The organism is Caballeronia sp., assembly GCF_028292365.1.
Lineage (GTDB): Bacteria > Pseudomonadota > Gammaproteobacteria > Burkholderiales > Burkholderiaceae > Caballeronia.
This window is the reverse complement of record NZ_JAQGMM010000095.1, coordinates 1-19,490: the sequence shown is the minus strand read 5'-3', so window position 1 is coordinate 19,490 and position 19,490 is coordinate 1. Positions and strand designations below refer to the sequence as shown.

The following is a 19,490-nucleotide window of genomic DNA, read 5'->3' as shown; positions in this document are numbered from 1 at the left end:
CTCTCTGACTCGTTCGCTCCGCGGGGGTTCTGGCTTTATCGCGTCTCAGTGTTCGAAGGCTGCGTAGCTTAACGGCTTTCGGCGTCTGAACACTGCGTGGCTCACAATGTCCCCCCACCTGCAGCCCCCTTCCGCGTCAGCCTTTCTTCGCCCACAGAGAAAACGTCAGTTCGCCGATGCCGCGTTCTGGCCGCCATCCTGCGCGCTGCCCGATGCCAGTGGCTTGATCGAACCCTGCACAATACTCGCGCCAAAATCGCGGATCAGCGACTGCACGAACGGGTTCTGCGTAATCTCCTTCTCTGCCTCCTGCTGGCGCTGCGCGCGAGCAGCGGCGTCGATCGCGGCAGCCGTGCGACGCGCGGGGCCGACACTCACGTTCACGTCGATCGGCCGGCCCAGCTTGTCGGTTAATGCAGCCTTCAGCTTCGCCACCTGTGCGCTTTCGGCGTATTGCGGGACCGGCACGGCAAGCGTGATGGACGTGCCGTCGCACGCGGTCAGTTCACTATTGAAGGCGAGTTGATAAGCGATACCTTTCAGCGGCAAATCCACGGCGAGCGTTGGCCAGTCACCGCTCACGCCAATTGCATCGAGCGGGACAGCGGGCGGCAGCGGACGTGCATCGACTCGGGGCGCTGGCTTGGCGGCAGGCGCATCGTTAAAGCGCAAGTCATCGGGACCGCTGTCGAACGCAGGCATAAAACCGTCGTCCGGCGGTATGAAATAGCCCTCTTCCGACGACACCGGTTGATAGTCGTCCAACGGCATTTCTTCCCACGGAGGGGTTGCGCCGCCGCTGTTCTTGCTGGCGATGGCGCCAGCGCCGTTGGCGCCGCCGGCATTTGTATCATTGCGGTTCGCGTTCGGCTGCGCACCGCTGAACCTGGAGTCGCCCGCTGCGGGCGCTGCGCTTCTATCTGCCGAAGCCGCAAGCCGGCGAGGCATCGGAACCTGCACGGTGGGCGTTGCCTTCGGGGCGGCGGGTTTGCGCACGGGTTCGGGAGTACGGGCCGCGCGATCCGAGGATACCCGATTGCCTGCACTGCGCAATACATCGAGCGCGGCGCTAGCACCGCCCGTCGCACGTGGAGATGCGATTTTTTCAGCCGGCGGCACGGCCTTGCCCGGCCGATTTTCCGGCCGACCGGCAGCGTCGCGATCGACGAGTTCCTGGGCGGCTGCGGCCAACGTCGCGGAACTGGAATCGAGCTCTGATTCAGGAACAGCCGAGACTTCATCCGGCGAGGCATGGGAACTCACAGAAGACGAAGGCGTATCGGCGGAGGGCTGCGGATTTACAGATACTGTCGCTACGTCAGACGATGCCGATCCAGCAGGAATGTTCGCCGGAGCGCTTTGCGCATCCGCTGCGTCCGCCTTAACGCCATCGTTATGCAAATCGACAGCCTTGTTCGTCAGCGCTTCAACCTTCCCTTCAGGTGCCCCTTCCTCTGCACCTTCTGGATCGATGACACCAGCCTGGGCGACGGCGGAGGTATCGATGACCTCTGCCGTTCGATCAGGGGCCGCGATCACTTGCGCCTTCGGAACCGGCTTAGACTCAGCCGCGAGGCTTTGTGCTACATCGTCACCAGTACGAGTCGCTGCAAGACTTTCGCTCGAAACGGATCCCGCACCCGCAACCGCCTTCGGAGCCGAATTGCCTCCGTCGTCAGCAGCACTGTGCCCGGTCACAACCGTTTGACCCGCATCCGGCAATAGCGGCGCTTCTTCGCGATCCAAACTCGTCGTGGTCACGCCAGCCGAAGCAATATCGGAGACACGATTCTCGACTGGCTTTGCAGCCCCCGCGACCGACAATCCCGCCCCACCGGCTACAACACCACTCGGCGCCGATGCACGTGTCCCTGCACTGGACGAACCCACAACCGCCTGCCTCACCCGCGCGCCGCCTCCACCCCCTCCACCCGGACCGCCCGCGGGTTCGAACGCGAGCATGCGCAGCAGCGTCATGGTGAAACCGGCATATTCATCGGGAGCCAGGCCCATCTCGCCGCGCCCGATCGTTGCAATCTGATAGAACAGCTGCACGTGCTCCGCGCTGAGCAAGTCGGCGAAACGGCGGATATCCGTTGCCTCTGGCCATTCGTCCAGCACCGAAGCCGGCGCAAATTGCGCCCATGCGATCCGGTGCAACAAGCCGGCCAAATCCTGCAGCGCCGTGGAAAAAGACAAACTGCGCAATGCCATCTCGTCCGCGATGCCAAGCACGCCCTGCCCGTCGCCGGCCGCGAGGGTATCGAGCAAGCGGATCAGATAACTCTGGTCAAGCGCGCCGAGCATGCCCCGCACGGCCTCCTCCGTGACCTGGTTCGCCGAATACGCAATGGCCTGGTCAGTGAGCGAAAGCGCGTCACGCATGCTGCCGTCGGCGGCACGCGACAGGAGCCGCAATGCCTGCAGCTCGAACGGGATCTGCTCTTCACCGAGCACATGCTCCAGATGCCCGACAATCTGCCCTGCCGGCATCTGCTTCAGATTGAACTGCAGACAGCGTGACAGCACGGTGACCGGGATCTTCTGGGGATCGGTGGTGGCGAGGATGAACTTGACGTGCGCAGGCGGTTCTTCCAGCGTCTTCAACATGGCGTTGAACGCGTGGTTCGTGAGCATGTGCACTTCGTCGATCATGTAGACCTTGAAACGCGCGTCGACCGGGGCATACACCGCGCGCTCGAGCAGCGCAGCCATTTCGTCCACGCCGCGATTGCTGGCCGCGTCCATCTCTACATAGTCGACAAACCGTCCCTCATCGATCTCCTTGCACGCCCGGCATACGCCGCACGGTGTGGATGTCACGCCGGTCTCGCAATTGAGCGCCTTGGCGAAGATGCGCGACAGCGTCGTCTTGCCAACACCGCGCGTGCCGGTGAACAGATAGGCGTGGTGCAGTCGTCCGCCGTCGAGCGCGTGCGTAAGCGCGCGTACCACGTGCTCCTGGCCAACGAGCGAAGCGAAAGATTTGGGCCGCCACTTGCGTGCGAGAACTTGATAGGTCATGCCGAAATTGTATCAGCAACGTCAAGAGGCAAAAGCGTTTCGCGGAGGGGCGCGCACCTGGTGAAGCAGCGCGCAGGAACCTGCACTGCATACGGGCAGAACGGCTTCTTGGGCGGCAAAAGACTTCGATGGGAAATGCGAATGAAAACGTGGAAACGAGCGAGCAATCTGGCGCGCGACAGACGCAAATCTGACAAGGCATCCGGAAACCGGAGGACAGGAGGTTTGAAACGAGGGACAAAACGATGCGACGCTTGGGGAAACTACGGGGGTGTTGTGAGCTAGTGAGAATGACTAGCTTATGGCGAAGCAAACAAGAACGACCCAAACAAGAAAAGCGAAGGTGACGAGCCCGACCCTCGGCACTGGTAGAAAACGGCTGTGGCTGCTTCGTTCCCGACCTGACCAGATTGACCGCGCCACCATGCGAGGAGGCCCGTCACGGAGAATCATATCAGAGAAGGATCGCCGCGCCCACCACCAAGGCGAGTGCTATTGCAATTCGGGCGCGCAATCGCAATATGCGTGACATCGGGCCAGCCGCCTTGCCGGATCGGCTCGCTGTATATAAATACGCGGAAATACGCGGTTAATTATGGTGCAATATCGCGCGCCGGAGGGTCGTCCAGACGGGGCCTATCGGTACCCGGCAACAGATAGCAAAGTAAGCTAAGATGACAATTTGAAGCACCGGTTAATCACCGTGTGACGGGCAGAACGCGGCTTTTCCGGCAACGGTATGCGCCCATCCAAGCGAGCGGCTCTACACCCCGCAGCGCGGCGAACTATTTCCTGTTTTGGTGTATCGTGGCGAGCATTCAAACGCGGGCCTCGAATTCATAGAGGTATTCACATAATGAGCGAATCGATCAAACATATCAGCGACGCATCCTTTGACCAGGACGTCACGAAATCGGATAAACCTGTCTTGCTCGACTTCTGGGCGGAATGGTGCGGTCCTTGCAAGATGATTGCTCCGATTCTCGACGAAGTGGCCAAGGACTACGGCGACCGCCTGCAGATCGCAAAGATCAATGTGGACGAGCATCAATCAACACCGGTGAAGTTTGGAGTGCGCGGCATTCCCACGCTGATCCTGTTCAAGAATGGTGCAGTAGCCGCGCAGAAGGTTGGCGCATTGTCCAAGTCGCAACTGACCGCGTTTCTGGACAGCAATCTGTGATTTGAAGCTGCAGGGCCGACGTTGTGACTCGAAGCCGGAAAGCCCGCAATGGCATTTCCGGCTCTCGTGGATCAGCTTCCTTTCAGCGACAAGATGTGGTGCCTGCGCCGGGGGTTATCCATGGTCCGGGCAGCATCGACCAAAACAAGTAAAAGCGGAAAAAGCAGCTAGCTGCACGTGGTGATTCCAGCAAATTGTTGTGAGGTCACAACATGCACGAATCACACTGTTACCAAGGCCACCCGAGGGCCTGTCGGCATGTGCTATGCTAGAATCCTAAGACTGCAAGACGTTTCTTAAGACGGCAAGACGTTTAGGTCCTTGAGCGTTCAGCTCACTTCTCCTCCCAAATTCTCTGTTGTACCTCTTCTCCCTGGCGGGAAATCCGTATGCATTTATCCGAGCTCAAGTCTCAGCACGTCTCCGCATTGATCGAAATGGCCAATGGCCTGGAGATCGAAAACGCCAATCGACTGCGCAAGCAGGAATTGATGTTCGCGATTCTTAAAAAGCGCGCCAAGACTGGCGACACGATCTTCGGCGACGGCACGCTCGAAGTATTACCTGACGGCTTCGGCTTCCTCCGGTCGCCCGAGACTTCATATCTCGCCAGCACAGACGACATCTACATTAGCCCCTCGCAGATCCGCCGCTTCAATCTGCACACAGGCGACACCATCGAAGGTGAAGTGCGTACGCCGAAAGACGGCGAGCGCTACTTTGCACTGGTCAAGGTGGACAAGGTCAACGGCCAGGCGCCGGAAGCCTCGAAGCACAAGATCATGTTCGAAAACCTGACGCCGCTGCATCCGAACAAGCCGATGCCGCTCGAACGCGAAATGCGCGGTGAAGAGAACGTGACGGGCCGGATCATCGACATGATCTCGCCTATCGGCAAGGGTCAGCGCGGCTTGCTGGTGGCATCGCCGAAATCGGGCAAGACCGTGATGCTGCAGCACATTGCGCATGCGATCAAATCGAACCACCCGGATATCGTGCTGTTCGTGCTGCTGATCGACGACCGGCCGGAAGAAGTGACGGAAATGCAGCGCTCGGTGGTCGGCGAAGTGATCGCCTCCACCTTCGACGAACCCGCCGCGCGCCACGTGCAAGTCGCGGAAATGGTGATCGAAAAAGCCAAGCGCCTGGTCGAAATGAAGCACGACGTCGTGATTCTTCTCGACTCCATCACCCGTCTCGCACGTGCCTACAACACGGTTGTGCCGGCGTCGGGCAAGGTGCTCACCGGCGGTGTTGATGCCAACGCACTGCAACGCCCGAAGCGCTTCTTCGGCGCGGCGCGCAATATTGAGGAAGGCGGATCGCTGACCATCATCGGCACGGCGCTGATTGAAACCGGCAGCCGGATGGACGACGTGATCTACGAAGAGTTCAAGGGCACCGGCAACATGGAAGTGCACCTGGAACGCCGTCTCGCAGAAAAGCGCGTCTATCCGTCGATCAACCTGAACAAGTCGGGCACACGCCGCGAAGAACTGCTGATCAAGCCGGACCTGCTGCAAAAAGTCTGGGTGCTGCGCAAGTTCATTCACGACATGGACGAAGTCGAATCCATGGAGTTCCTGCTCGACAAGATCCGTCAGACCAAGAACAACGCTGAATTCTTCGATCTGATGCGCCGCGGCGGTAGTTAATTCAACTCATTGAGTCAGACCGAGTTAATCCAAGGCCCTGGTTCGAAACATGAAAGCCGCCCGCGTTCGCGGGCGGCTTTTTTTCGTCTGCCGAAACGAGTGACGCGATTGGTAACGTGTACGTTCACGTTCATGTTGATCTATAATTTCGGGATATCCTCATCCGCCGATAGAACCATCGGCCAGCGCCATGTCCAGCGAACTGCTTACCGTGCGCGACGCCGCCGAACGCCTCGGCGTCACTCCGCGCACGCTGAAATACTACGAAGAACGTGGTCTCGTTACGCCCAACCGCAGCGAGGGGCGTTATCGGCTATACGACGAAAATGACCTGGAGCGCTTCGGGCGAATCTTGCGGCTGAGGTCGCTGGGATTTTCGCTGCACGGCATCGTGGAAATGCTCAAGCGGCCGCTCGAAAAAACGGAAGCTGGGCAGAACCGCTATTCGCCAGATTCGCTGGCGGACATCCGCCAGGGTCTGCAGCAGCAACTTGATGCTATCGATACCCGCATCGAGTCCGTACGCCGCGAGCTGAAAGAAGCGCAAGCGGTGCGCGCAGAACTGCGTCTCGACCTGGATTACGTGGAAGCACGGCTTGCGGGCCAGCCTGCTGACGCACTGCTCGAACAAAGATCGAACGCGAGCGCGAAGGCCAGGGGCAAGAAGTAATGAGCGCACGGGCGCCCGTGTTCACGGTCGAGCGATTGCGCGGCGATTTTTTCCCGTGGGTGCTCGCACTCGTGACCGGGCTGGATTACTTCGACAACGCCATCTTCTCGTTTTTCGCCAGCTACATTGCGGGCGGCATCAATGCATCGCCGGATGAGCTCGTGTGGTCGTCGAGTGCTTACGCAGTCGCCGCAGTGCTCGGGATCCTGCAGCAGCAATGGTGGGTGGACCGTCTCGGGCACCGGCGTTACGTGGCCGGCTGCATGCTGCTGTACGCGTGCGGCGCAATGATGTCTGCGCTCACTGAAACCTCGCTGCAGCTGATGTTCACGCGCGGTTTGCAAGGTTACTTCATCGGTCCGATGATGGGCGCGTGCCGCATCCTGATCCAGGTGAGCTTCACCCCGCAAAAACGCGCCGGCGCGACGCGGGCGTTCCTGATCCTGATTGTGGGCAGCAGCGCGGTTGCGCCCTTGCTTGGCGGCTGGCTGGTGTCGCATTTCGACTGGCGCGCGTTGTTCGCCTGCACCGCGCCCGCAGGGCTCGCATTCGCCGTCCTGGCCATGCTCGCATTGCCTGATACCGGCAATGTGGTGCGGGAAGAACGCGGCGCGACCAGTTTCTGGCCGTATCTTTTGTTTGCATTTGCACAAGGCGCACTGCAGATCGTGATGCAACAAGTGCGCTTCGTGCACTTCAGCACATCGCCCGCGCTCGTGCTGCTGACGGTGGCGGGAATTAGCGCCCTCGCCTGGTTCGCGTGGCATCAATGGCATCACCCTGCGCCGCTCGTGCGCCTTCATGCGCTGCGCGAACGCTCGTTTCAGGTCGGCCTCCTGCTTTACATGTTCTATTACTTCGAGTCCACGGGGTTCAGCTACCTGATCTCGCGATTCCTCGAACAGGGACTCGGTTATCCCGTCGAAAATACGGGTCAACTGGTCGGGATCACATCGCTGATCTCAGGTTCCGCGCTGTTCCTGTATTTCAAATTCACGAAGTATGTGCCGCGAAAGAAGTGGATCATCGTGCCGGGTTTTGCGATTGCCGCGCTGGTCGGATGGCTGATGACGCGCATGTCGCCGGGCGTGGCCCAAAGCGACCTGATCCTGCCCATGCTGCTGCGTGGATTACTGCTGCTGTTCATCGTGCTGCCAGTGGCAAACCTGACGTTCAGGATTTTTGAGATCGAGGAGTTTACGCACGGCTACCGGCTGAAGAATATTGTGCGGCAGTTGACGCTCTCGTTTGCCACGGCGGCAGTGATTATTGTCGAGCAGCATCGGCAAGCGCTGCATCAGTCGCGCCTCGCCGAAGCCGTGAATCCGTACAATCCGGAGTTTCAGAACGCCGCGAATGCGCTCGCGAATGGCTTCGCAACGGCTGGCCATTCAGCCGTCGATGCCCACGCGCTCGCGATTGCAACCATCGCCCGCACGGTCGCGCAACAAGCGAGTTTCCTGGCTTCGCTCGACGGCTTTTATTTCCTGACGGGCGTGGCGATTTGCGGCGGCGTGTTCGCGCTCTGGCAGAAACAGATCGATTGAGCTTGAGAAAACGAGGACAAATATACGTCTCATGGCTAATTTCCTGACCCGGCTGATTAGCGGAAATCGTCGTGAAAGAGCGCTGCGCAAACACGCTATCGACGCCGCACTCTGGCAAAACACGCTCGATCGCCTGCCATTTTTCGGCCATCTCGACGACGCCGAACGCGCCCGGTTGCGCGAATGCACAACGCTTTTTATCGCGGAAAAGGAGTTTTCGACCGCCCACGATCTGCCGCTCACCGACGCAATGATCGTCGCCATCGCAGCGCAGGCCTGCCTGCCCGTGCTGAATCTGAGCCTGGAGTTGTATCGTGGCTGGGTCGGCGTGATTGTTTATCCGGGCGAGTTCGTGATCCGTAAGACGGTCGAGGACGAGGCCGGCGTGGTGCACGAGATCGAACATGATGCGAGCGGCGAGGCGTGGGAAGGCGGGCCCGTCGTGCTGTCGTGGGAAGATGCGCAGATGACCGACGGCGAGGACGCCTACAACGTGGTGATCCACGAATTCGCGCACAAGATCGACATGCTCAATGGCGAGGCGGACGGCCATCCACCGCTCTTTCGAGGCTGGCACGCGCCGCTCGATTCCAACGCCTGGAACGACGTCTTCGATCACGCCTATGACCATTTCTGCGCTCAGGTCGATGCCGTTCCACCGCGCCGCTGGGGCCGGTTTGAGCGCGAATCGCTGATTGATCCCTACGCCGCCGACCATCCGTCGGAGTTTTTTGCAGTCTGCAGTGAAGCGCTGTTTGTACAGCCGGTGGCGTTTGAGCGGGAATATCCGGAGTTGTACCGGTTGCTCGCGCGGTATTACCGGCAAGATCCGGCAAGCGTAGGCGCGCTGGCCGCGCCGGGGCAGGAATGACGCCGGTGTCTCAGTCCAGAACCGCCTGAAAACATGCCAAACAGCTGATTTTCTGGCATAATCTCCGCTTTTCGACCTCAGGCAAGTGGCTCGCGCTCGCAGGATCGGTTAAGAAAAACCCCGAAAATCCGCGCAAAACCCGTAACCCGGGTGGGCTGGCTACCAACAGATACCAAGGAAAGACCATGAAAGAAGGCATTCACCCGAATTACCGCGAAGTGCTGTTTGTCGACATCTCGAACGACTTCAAGTTCATCACCCGTTCGACGATCAACACGCGCGAAACCGGCGAGTTCGAAGGCAAGACGTACCCGCTGGCAAAGATCGAAGTGTCGTCGGAATCGCATCCGTTCTACACCGGTAATCAAAAGATCATGGACACGGCTGGCCGCGTCGAGAAATTCAACAAGAAGTTCGCAGCATTTTCGGCAAAGAAGTAATTTGTCGAGAAAACAGCCAAGGCTGGATTCGAAGAAAGGCAGCGAAAGCTGCCTTTTTTTCGTCCATGCCCCGCGCATTGGTGCAATTTGGAGACAATCCGGCGGACCCGCCTCGCCAAATTCCACAGAACCCAGTCGCTTACAAGCACCGCAATGACGCGCGCGACGCCGCCCGTCTACAATGCCGGATTCGGTAAAAAACGCACGGCCCGCTGAGGCACGAGATTCGCGTGTCATGTAAGACCCAAGCGCCGCCGCTTTGCTCCATCGGCGCTCCATCAGTTTTGTTCCCTCGCCCAAACGCATGCGAAATGTCGTCCGTCTGACCGCCTCCGCCACCAGCGCCCTGCCGCGCTGGCTGCTGCTCGCCATTTGTATCATCTACGCGTCGTTTGGATTGTTCGGCCGCGATCCGTGGAAAAACGAGGATGCAGCGGGCTTCGGCGTGATGTGGACCATGGCCAACGGCAGCGTGAAAGACTGGCTGCTGCCGAATCTGGTAGGTAAGGCGCTTACCGGCGACGGCCCGTTCATGTACTGGTTCGGCGCGGGTTTTATCCGCCTGCTGAGCCCGTGGGTCGATGCAAGCAATGCATCCCGCGTGGTGACCGGTTTGCTGTTTTGTATCGCCTGCGCGTTTGTCTGGTACACGGCGTATCTGCTTGGCCGGCGCGACGAGGCACAACCGTTCAAATACGCATTCGGCGGCGAGCCAGAACCGCGCGACTACGGCCGCACACTCGCCGATGGCGCGCTGCTGATCCTGCTCGCCTGCTTCGGCCTGGCCGAACGCGGCCACGAAACCACGCCTCAGCTTGCTCAGTTTGCCGGCACCGCCATGCTGCTCTACGGCCTCGTGCGTAGCTGCGACAAACCGATCCAGGGCGCGCTGATCTGGGGCGCGGCCATCGGTTTCGTGGGTTTGTCGAGTAGCCCGGTGCTGGTGCTGGCACTGCTGATATGCACGCTGGCGATGACCGTGATCGTGCGCGAAGTGCGGCCGTTTTATCTGCTCGTGCTTGGCGTGCCCGTTGCTGTCATCCTGATCGGCGCGTGGGTGTGGCCGGTGCTGCACTTCTACCCGGACGACGGCGAATGGTGGCTGCGCCAATGGTGGCGTAATAGTTTCGACTCGTTTTCCGGTTCGCCGATCCAGGCGCTCTCCTACGCCCTCAAGAACCTGCCGCTCTTCACGTGGCCGGCGTGGCCGCTTGCCATATGGACCTTTGTTAGCTGGAGCGGACTGCGGCGCTCGCCGCATGTGGCCGTGCCGTTATCCGTGATCGGGCCGCTGCTGGTTTTGGTGGTCCTGCAAAGTCACCAGTCGAACCGCCTGTTCATGCTGTTGCTGCCGCCGTTGTCCGTGCTGGCCACGTTCGCGCTGCCGACGCTCAAGCGCGGGGCGATCAACGCCATCGACTGGTTCGCGATGTTGAGTTTCACGCTGCTCGCCACGTTTGTCTGGCTTGTCTGGAGCGCGGGCCTGTTTGGCTTCCCCGCGCCGCTCGCCCGCAATCTCGCCCGTCTTGCACCTGGTTTTCAGCCCGAATTCAAGATCTTGTCGTTCGTGTGCGCGGTCGCCGTGACGGTCTGCTGGTTTTCGCTCGCGCGCTGGCGCCTCGCGCGTCATCCGAAGGTGTTGTGGCGCAGCGTCGTGCTGTCGAGTGCCGGCACCACGCTGATGTGGGTGCTGCTGATGACGCTGTGGTTGCCGGTGGTGAACTACAGCCGGACGTATCGCGACGTGGCCGAGCAGATCGCCGATCATCTGCCGCCTGATTACACCTGCATTTCCCCGGTGCGTCTGGGCAATGCGCAGATTGCGACCTTCGCGTATTTCGGCGGCATGCATTTCGCCTTCGATGAAGACTGCGACGTAATCCTGCGCCAGGACACGCAGGATTACGGCGAACCGTCGTCAATCTCGTCGTTCGAATGGAAGCTCGTGTGGGAAGGCCGGCGCGTGGCCGACCGGGACGAGCGGTTCCGGCTCTATGTGCGCATCGAGCGGCCAGTGCCTCCGGTCAAGCGGCCGCGACCAAAGTCGCTGCATCGCGGAACCGACTGACCATGTGGCCTGATGTCCGCAAGATCGTGGCCCTGGCGTGGCCGGTGCTGATCGGCCAACTGGCGATCATCGCGTTCAGCGTGATCGACACCGCCATGGTCGGCCGATATTCCGCGACAGATCTTGCAGCGCTCGGTCTGGGTTCGTCGATCTACATCTCTGTCTATATTGGTTTGACGGGCATCCTGACGGCTTTGCAACCCATCGCCGGTCAATTGTTCGGTGCGCGGCGTGAAGCCGAGATTGGCGAGGAAGTCCGGCAGGCGCTTTGGCTGGCGGCGGTGTTGTCGGTGATTGGCTTCGTTTGCCTGTATTTCCCGCAGCCGCTCCTGAGCATCGCCGATACGCCACCCGCCCTGCACGACCGCACCCTCGCCTATTTGCGCATCCTGTCGCTTGGACTGCCCGCAAGTCTCGCGTTTCGCGTCTATGGCTCGCTCGCGAACGCGGTGGGCAAACCACGCCTCGTGATGTTTCTGCAAGTCGGTGCGCTGATGCTGAAGGTCCCGCTCAACCTGTGGTTCATCTTCGGCGGTTTCGGCGTGCCCGCGCTGGGTGGTCCGGGCTGCGCCATCGCGAGCACGATGATCAACTGGCTGATAGCCATTGTTGGAATAACGGTGCTTGTGCGTGTCGAGTTCTTCCGGCCGTTCGGTGTGTTTTCGCGCTTTTGCTGGCCCGTCTGGCAGCGTCAGAAGGCGCTGCTGAAACTCGGCATTCCGATGGGGCTGTCCTACCTGATCGAAGTGACGTCGTACACGTTCATGGCGCTGTTCATCTCGCATTTCGGCACGACTACGCTGGCTGGACATCAGATCGCCGGCAACATTGGCGCGGTGCTCTACATGACGCCGCTGTCCATTGGCGTGGCGTCCGCCACGCTGGTCTCGCAAGCGCTCGGCGCAGAACGTTTCGATGCCGCCCGTTCGCTCGCCCGTCACGGCATTGCGTTGTCGTGCGGTATTGCGTGCGTGTACGGCGCCGCGCTGTTTGCGCTGCGGTCTCACTTGCTCGCGGCCTACACGCCCGACAGCCAGGTGATCGCGGCGGCCATGCCGTTGCTGGCGATTGTCGTGTTCTACCATTTCTTCGATGCCCTCCAGATCACCACTGCGTTCGTGCTGCGCGCCTACAAGGTGGCGGTCGTACCCACGGTAATCTACGCGGTCGCGTTGTGGGGCATCGGGCTGGGCGGCGGGTACTTGCTCGGGTTCGACGTGGGCGGTTTTGCGCCCGCCTGGCTTCAAGGGGCGCGCGGGTTCTGGGTGGCGAACTCGTTGAGCCTGGGCGTGGCGGGCGTAGGGCTGTTTCTCTACTGGCGGCGGATCAGCACGCGGCACATTCCGGACGATCGCGTCCGCGCAGGGGCCAAACCAGTTTAGATTCAACCGCACCAACCGCGCACTCGATGCAATCAGCTCACGCGCGTTGTCATAAAATGAAAACAATTGGCAAGGATGACGTAACACTCCGGTAAAATCGCCAGCGTTTTGGCCACCTCGGAACGAGTGCGATGATCCGCGTCATAAAAAAACAACGCTGGCCACTGGTGGCCCTTGCCGCCCTTTCCATGCTCGCCGTGGGTTTGCTGGGCGCAACGCATCGCGCCGACGCCGCCCGCACGCTGAGCGTATCGCCACAGGGCAAGGTCACGCAGGTGCGCCAGGTGGTCGTCAAGTTCGACGAAGCGATGATCGCGTTCGGAGATCCCGCAGCCAAAGCCCCGGCTCAGATCCATTGCAGCGGGGGACCATCGGCAGGTTCCGCGCATTGGATCGACGATAAAACCTGGGCCTTCGACTTTACACAAGACCTCACGCCCGGCATGCGCTGCTCAGTCGCGCTGGACGACGGGCTCAAATCCGCCGCGGGCAACGCGCTCACCGGTCCACGTCAGTTCCGCTTCGAAACCGGTGGCCCGTTCGTCACGCAAGTCATGCCCGGCGGCGGCGAGATAGAAGAAGACCAGATCTTCGTGTTGCACCTGAACGGCCCCGCGACGGAAGCGTCGGCGTTGCAAAACATCTGGTGCGAATCGAGTGGATTGGGTAACCGGATTCCCGTCAAAAACGTCGACACCAACACACGCGCCGCCCTCCTCAAACATTTCCGCCTCGAAAAAGACAGCGCACGCGTCCTCACGCTCGCCTGCCAGCAAACCCTGCCGTCAGCCACGAAGATGCAACTCGTGTACGGCGCGGGCGTAGCCGGCCCGAGCGGCCTCGCGAATGACGTGGAGAAGCGCTTCGACTTCGATGTCCGCGAACCCTTCACCGCGAGTTTTTCCTGCGAACGTGAAAACGCCAAGGCGCCCTGCACGCCGTTACGCCCGCTGAGCATTCGATTCAGCTCGCCGGTGCCGCGCGCGGACGCCGAGAAAATCACCCTGCACGGCCCGGGCGGCAAGACCTCGCCCCAGTTCGATCCCGACGAAAAGGACAGCGACATCACCACCGTCCGGTTCGCGGCGCCGTTGCCCGAACACGCAGATTTATCGATAGAACTGCCGCCCGGACTCAAGGATTCCAGTGGCCGCTCGCTCTCGAATGCGGACCTCTTCCCGCTGAAGACGTCGACGGCGCCCATGCCGCCGCTCGCGAAGTTTTCATCGTCGACATTCGGGATCATCGAGCGTTTCGCCGAGCCCAACATGTCCGCCATGTTGCCCGTCACACTGCGCCACGTGGAAGCCGACCTGAAAGTGAACGGGCTCAACGCGGGGTCATCCAGCGTGACGAAACTGCGTGTGGATGCCGACACGGAGATCCGTCGATGGATGAAAACCGTCGATCGTTTCGACGGCTTTTCAATGTCCGTCTCGCAGATCAAAGAGGATATGCCGCAGGCGCTGAGCAATGGCGTCAAGCCGGTCTACGCGCAGGGCAGCACAGCGAAAGATCCGCAAATCGATATCCGCTCGCTGTCTTTGCTTGCAAAACAACCGGGCGTTGAAACCTTGAGCGTGCCGCAAGCCGATCCCAAGTCGTTGCGGCCTTTTGAAGTGGTCGGCATTCCGCTCCCGAAACCCGGTTTCTATGTGGTTGAACTCGCATCGCCGGCGCTGGGTGCATCGTTGCTCGGCAAACCGCAAGACATGTACGTGCGCACCTCCGTGCTCGTCACCAACCTTGGCGTGCATTTCAAGCAAGGCCGCGAAAACAGCATTGTCTGGGTGACCGCGCTCGATAGCGGCAAACCCGTTCCGAACGCACAAGTGCGCGTCACGGATTGCAATGGCGATCAACTCGCCGTCGCCAAGACCGACCTGCATGGCATTGCAACGATCGGCAAGCCGCTGGCATCGGTACACCCTTGCGATGAAAACAGCATCGACTACTCGGGCTTTTTCGTCTCGGCGCGCGTCGACGATCCGAAGACCGGCCCGGACATGGCTTTCGTGCGATCGGACTGGAATCGCGGGATCGAATCGTGGCGCTTCAACGTGCCCACCGATATGAGCCGCGATCAAACCACGCGCGCCACGACCGTGTTCGACCGGACGCTGCTGCGCGCGGGCGAAACGGTATCGATGAAACATTTGATGCGCGAAGAAACGCTGAGCGGTTTTGCGTTTCCCTCCCGTTTGCCGACGCGCGTGACGATTCGTCATGAGGGCAGCGGCCAGACCTATCATCTTCCGCTCAAATGGGCGGTCGACCGGAGCGCGGACTCAAGCTTCCCGATTCCAGCCGCCGCGAAGCTCGGCGAATACAGCGTGACGCTGGATGACGGTTCGACAAACTCGGACGATAACAACGACAACGACAGCGACAATTCCGGATCGGGGCGCATGAGCATCGAAACCGGCAACTTCCGCGTAGAGGAATTCCGTCTGCCGGTGTTCAAGGGATCCATTGGCATTCGCGATCAAAAGACCGGTGCACTGGTGGCTGCGACTACGGCGCCGCTGGCGGTACAGATTGAATATGTGTCGGGCGGACCGGCATCGAACCTGCCGGTGCAAGTGTCGGCGCTGATGAAAGATACGTCGCCGTCATTCGCTTCGCAGTTCGAATCGTTCAGCTTCGCGCCGTACAAGAAGCCCACCGACGACGGCGCCAGCGCGCCCGCAACCGAGGGCGACGACGACAACAGCAACGCGCAGGAAGACACATCCACGGCCAAGCTCATCGCCGATAAAACCGCGCTGACGCTCGACCGCAACGGCACGGGATCGCTCACGCTCAAGTCGCTGCCGGTGGTGGAAGCGCCGAAGCAGCTCGCGCTGGAAGCGACTTTCGCGGACCCTAACGGCGAGATCCAGACGCTGCGCGGCAGCGCCACGCTCTGGCCTGCGGCTGTTGCTGCCGGCATCAAGGCGGGCGACTGGGTGTCCGTCGGCAACGCGGTGCCGGTGCAGGCGCTCGCCGTCGACTTGCAAGGCAAGCCGCGAGCGGGTGTTGCGCTCGAAATCCGCGGCGTTGCGCGGACCATGACGAGCTCGCGCAAGCGCATGGTCGGCGGTTTCTACGCGTATGACAACCATACGGAAACCAAGGACCTGGGCACGCTCTGCAGCGGCAAGAGCGATGACCACGGCTTGCTTTCCTGCGAGGCAAAACTGAAGGAAGCAGGCAACGTCGACCTGATTGTCACTGCCAAGGACGGCGATGGGCGCGTGGCGAACGCGACCACGTCGGTCTGGGTCACGCGCGAGGATCAACTCTGGTTCGGCGGCGAAAACACGGACCGGATCGATGTGCTGCCTGAAAAGACCAGCTACGAACCCGGCGAAACCGCCCGCTTCCAGGTGCGCATGCCGTTCCGCTTCGCGACCGCGCTGGTGGCGGTGGAGCGCGAGGGTATCGTGGAAACGAAGGTCGTGGAACTCGATGGCAAGAACCCGACCGTCGAGCTGAAGGTACAAGAGTCGTGGGGGCCGAATGTGTATGTTTCCGTGCTCGCGATCCGCGGGCGGATTCACGAAGTGCCGTGGTATTCGTTCTTCACCTGGGGCTGGAAAGCGCCGCTCGATTGGGTCCACGCGTTCTGGTACGAAGGGCGGCAATATGAAGCGCCTACCCCGCTTGTCGATTTGTCGAAGCCTGCGTTCCGCTACGGGCTCGGCGAGATCAAGGTGGGGACGGCCTCGCACAAGCTCGGCGTGACCGTCACGCCGGATGCGAAATCGTACGCTGTACGTACAAAGGCGCATGTGAAAGTGCGCGTGACGCTGCCGGGCGGCAAGCCCGCGCCGGCCGGCACGCAAATCGCGCTCGCCGCCGTCGACGAAGCCCTGCTCGAACTGATGCCGAATCAAAGCTGGAACGTGCTTGACGCCATGCTGCAGCGGCGCGCGTATGGCGTGGAGACATCGACGGCGCAAATGGAGATTATCGGACGCCGTCATTTCGGGCGTAAAGCCGTGCCCGCGGGCGGTGGCGGCGGACACAGCGCGACGCGCGAACTGTTCGATACGCTCCTGCTCTGGAACCCGCGCGTGACGCTCGATGCGAACGGCGAAGCAACGGTGGATGTGCCGCTCAACGACGCGTTGACGAGCTTTCGCATAGTCGCTATCGGAGCGGTAGGCGCGGGTCAATTCGGTACCGGCAGTGCATCGATACGCAGCACGCAGGATCTGCAGTTGATCTCGGGCCTGCCGCCGCTCGTGCGCGTGGGCGACCAGTTCCGCGCGTTGTTCACGCTGCGCAATACGACCGCACGAACGATGCAGGTGGTCGTGACGCCGCGTGTTCCCGCGCTCGATCTTCCCGCGCAGAACGTGACGCTGGCGCCGGATTCATCGCAGGAGATCTCATGGGACGTGAACACGCCGGATGCTATCGGCATGGCTGCAACAGGCGCGTTGAGTTGGGAAGTGAACGCGGCAGAACAAGGCGGGCCAAAAGCCACCGATGCCGTCAAGCTCACGCAACGTGTTGTGGCCGCGATTACGGTGACCGTGCAGCAAGCAACGATCACGCAGGTCGACGGCACGTTCGCATTGCCCGTGGCGCCGCCGGAGCCCGCGGTGGCATCGGCTGATGGACAGCTTCGCGGTGGCATTGCCGTGACGCTGCAGCCAAAACTCGCCGATGGCCTGCCGGGTGTGCGGCGCTGGTTCGAACGTTATCCGTATAGCTGCCTCGAGCAGCAAACGTCGCGCGCGTTGGGTCTTGATGACCTCACGCAATGGCAGACGGTGATGGCAAGGATGCCTTCCTATCTGGATAGCGATGGGCTTGCTAACTACTTCCCGCCCTCGGACGATTCGCGGCCTTACGGCAGTCCGGCGTTGTCGGCCTATCTGCTCGCGGTCAGCGATGAAGCATCGAAAGCCGATCCCCGCTTCGCGTTGCCCGATGACCTTCGCGACAAACTGGCCGTCGCGCTGACCAACTTCGTGGAAGGCAAGATCGAGCGGAAATTCTGGTCGCCGCGTCAGGACCTGGACTTCGTGAAACTGTCGGCAATTGAAGCATTGTCGCGATACGGACTGGCCGCACCGCGCATGCTCGGTTCGATCACGATCGCGCCGAATCAATGGCCGACGTCCGCGCTGCTCGACTATTACTCGATCCTTTCACGTGTCGATGGCATCGCACAACGCGACGATCAGCGCGCTCAGGTCGAGCAGATCCTGCGGGCACGCCTGACCTATTCGGGCACGCGCCTCACCTTCTCGACCGCCGCCGATGACGACCTCTACTGGCTGATGACCGGCCCCGAATCAAACGCGGCACGCACGGCATTGCTCTTCGCCGATAACCCCGCGTGGAAGGATGAAATGCCGCGCCTGGTCGGCGGCTTGCTCGCGTTGCAGACGAACGGCGCGTGGCAAACCACGACGTCGAACCTGTGGGGCAAACTCGCCGTGCAACGCTTTTCCAAGGTGTTCGAAAACACGCCGGTGACCGGTCAAACGCACATTGCGCTCGGCACGACGGAGAAGGCTGTAGCGTGGAATACGCCCGCCTCGCCTGCCAATCCGCGCAACGTAACCTTGCCTTGGACATCCGGCACGTTGAACCTGACGCAAGACGGCACGGGCAAACCATGGGCGACCATCGAGAGCCTCGCGGCCGTTGCGTTGAAAGCGCCGTTCGCGGCGGGGTATCGGATCACGAAGACCATCACGCCGATCGATCCGGCTGTCAAAGGCACGCTTTCACGAGGTGACATTGTGCGTGTGCATCTCGACATCGATGCGCAAAGCGACATGACGTGGGTCGTCGTTAACGATCCGATTCCGGCCGGCGCAACGATCCTCGGCTCGGGCCTCGGCCGCGACTCGGAAGCGGCGACCGAAGGCGAAAAGAGCCCGCAAGGCGCTTGGCCGGCGTTTGTCGAACGGGGTTTCGATGGATATCGCGCGTATTACGACTATCTGCCGAAGGGGAAATTGCAGGTGGAATACACGGTTCGGCTGAACAACGCGGGCACGTTCGGGCTGCCGCCCACGCGCGTGGAAGCGCTCTATGCGCCCTCCGTGTTCGGCGCGATTCCGAACGCGACGATGGTCGTCGCTCCACTGGCCCCGGCCAAATAACGCGATGAAACGCGCCGCCCTCGCCCTTATCGGTTGCCTCCTTGCGAACTCGGCGCATGCGCTGCCAAGCTTCGACGAAGTGCGCTCGGGCTGGCGCAGTTCCGACTGGGTGCTGCTCGCCCGCAATGGCGAACCGCTGCAGCGTACGCGTATCGATACAACCGAGCGGCGCGGCGACTGGGTCGCGTTGCAGGATGTTTCGCCGGCGTTGCGCGAGGCGATTGTCGTGTCGGAGGACAAGCGGTTCTACGAGCACAGCGGCGTGGATTGGCGAGGCGCGGCGGCCGCGGCCTGGGCCAACCTCTGGAACACGCGTACGCGCGGGGCGTCGACGGTGACCATGCAACTGACCGGTTTGATCGATGAAGATCGCCGGCCGGGACGCCGCTCCATAGGCCAGAAAGCGACGCAGACGGTCGACGCGTTATGGCTCGATCACGCCTGGCGCAAGGACCAGATTCTCGAGGCGTATCTCAATCTCGTGCCGTTTCGCGGTGAAATCGTGGGTTTATCGGCTTTATCGCAGACCTTGTTCGGCAA

The 19,490-nt window shown here is 61.1% G+C and carries 11 protein-coding genes and 1 other RNA gene; 10 read left to right on the top strand and 2 right to left on the bottom strand.

Translation table 11 applies throughout. The features are described from left to right. Positions 1 to 165: 165 nt before the first annotated feature. Entirely contained in the window at positions 166 to 3,024 is a 2,859-nt protein-coding gene (gene dnaX, locus JWR14_RS05875; protein WP_299702959.1) for a DNA polymerase III subunit gamma/tau, read from the bottom strand. Positions 3,025 to 3,366: 342 nt separating this feature from the next. Beyond that, an RNA gene (ffs, locus tag JWR14_RS05870) (signal recognition particle sRNA small type) lies at positions 3,367 to 3,465 on the bottom strand. A gap of 415 nt (positions 3,466 to 3,880) precedes the next feature. Here ffs and trxA point away from each other — a divergent pair. From trxA to JWR14_RS05820, 10 genes are all read left to right on the top strand, one after another. Then, entirely contained in the window at positions 3,881 to 4,207 is a 327-nt protein-coding gene (gene trxA, locus JWR14_RS05865) for a thioredoxin TrxA (RefSeq protein WP_031356443.1), read from the top strand. Positions 4,208 to 4,596: 389 nt separating this feature from the next. After that, positions 4,597 to 5,862: a transcription termination factor Rho gene (gene rho, locus JWR14_RS05860; RefSeq protein ID WP_299702937.1), complete on the top strand. Its 1,266-nt coding sequence runs from the start codon at positions 4,597 to 4,599 to the stop codon at positions 5,860 to 5,862. A 190-nt stretch (positions 5,863 to 6,052) separates the two neighbouring features. Next, positions 6,053 to 6,532: a MerR family transcriptional regulator gene (locus JWR14_RS05855; protein WP_299702934.1), complete on the top strand. Its 480-nt coding sequence runs from the start codon at positions 6,053 to 6,055 to the stop codon at positions 6,530 to 6,532. Next, positions 6,532 to 8,079, top strand: a complete 1,548-nt coding sequence (locus tag JWR14_RS05850) for an MFS transporter (RefSeq protein ID WP_299702932.1) — start codon at positions 6,532 to 6,534, stop codon at positions 8,077 to 8,079. Before JWR14_RS05855 ends, JWR14_RS05850 begins: the two co-directional genes overlap by 1 nt. Positions 8,080 to 8,110: 31 nt before the next feature. Then, a complete protein-coding gene (locus JWR14_RS05845; RefSeq protein ID WP_299702929.1) occupies positions 8,111 to 8,950 on the top strand; it encodes a M90 family metallopeptidase in 840 nt (279 codons plus the stop codon). A 185-nt stretch (positions 8,951 to 9,135) separates the two neighbouring features. Continuing rightward, complete coding sequence (locus tag JWR14_RS05840) at positions 9,136 to 9,390, top strand: type B 50S ribosomal protein L31 (RefSeq protein WP_299702926.1); 255 nt, start codon at positions 9,136 to 9,138, stop codon at positions 9,388 to 9,390. 304 nt (positions 9,391 to 9,694) lie between these two features. After that, positions 9,695 to 11,458, top strand: a complete 1,764-nt coding sequence (locus JWR14_RS05835) for a glycosyltransferase family 39 protein (protein ID WP_299702923.1) — start codon at positions 9,695 to 9,697, stop codon at positions 11,456 to 11,458. Between the two features lie 2 nt (positions 11,459 to 11,460). Further along, positions 11,461 to 12,840: an MATE family efflux transporter gene (locus tag JWR14_RS05830; protein ID WP_299702920.1), complete on the top strand. Its 1,380-nt coding sequence runs from the start codon at positions 11,461 to 11,463 to the stop codon at positions 12,838 to 12,840. 131 nt (positions 12,841 to 12,971) lie between these two features. Then, entirely contained in the window at positions 12,972 to 18,950 is a 5,979-nt protein-coding gene (locus JWR14_RS05825; protein ID WP_299702917.1) for an Ig-like domain-containing alpha-2-macroglobulin family protein, read from the top strand. A gap of 4 nt (positions 18,951 to 18,954) precedes the next feature. Beyond that, positions 18,955 to 19,490, top strand: a 536-nt coding sequence (locus JWR14_RS05820) for a biosynthetic peptidoglycan transglycosylase (protein WP_299702914.1), incomplete at its 3' end; no start/stop codon positions are given.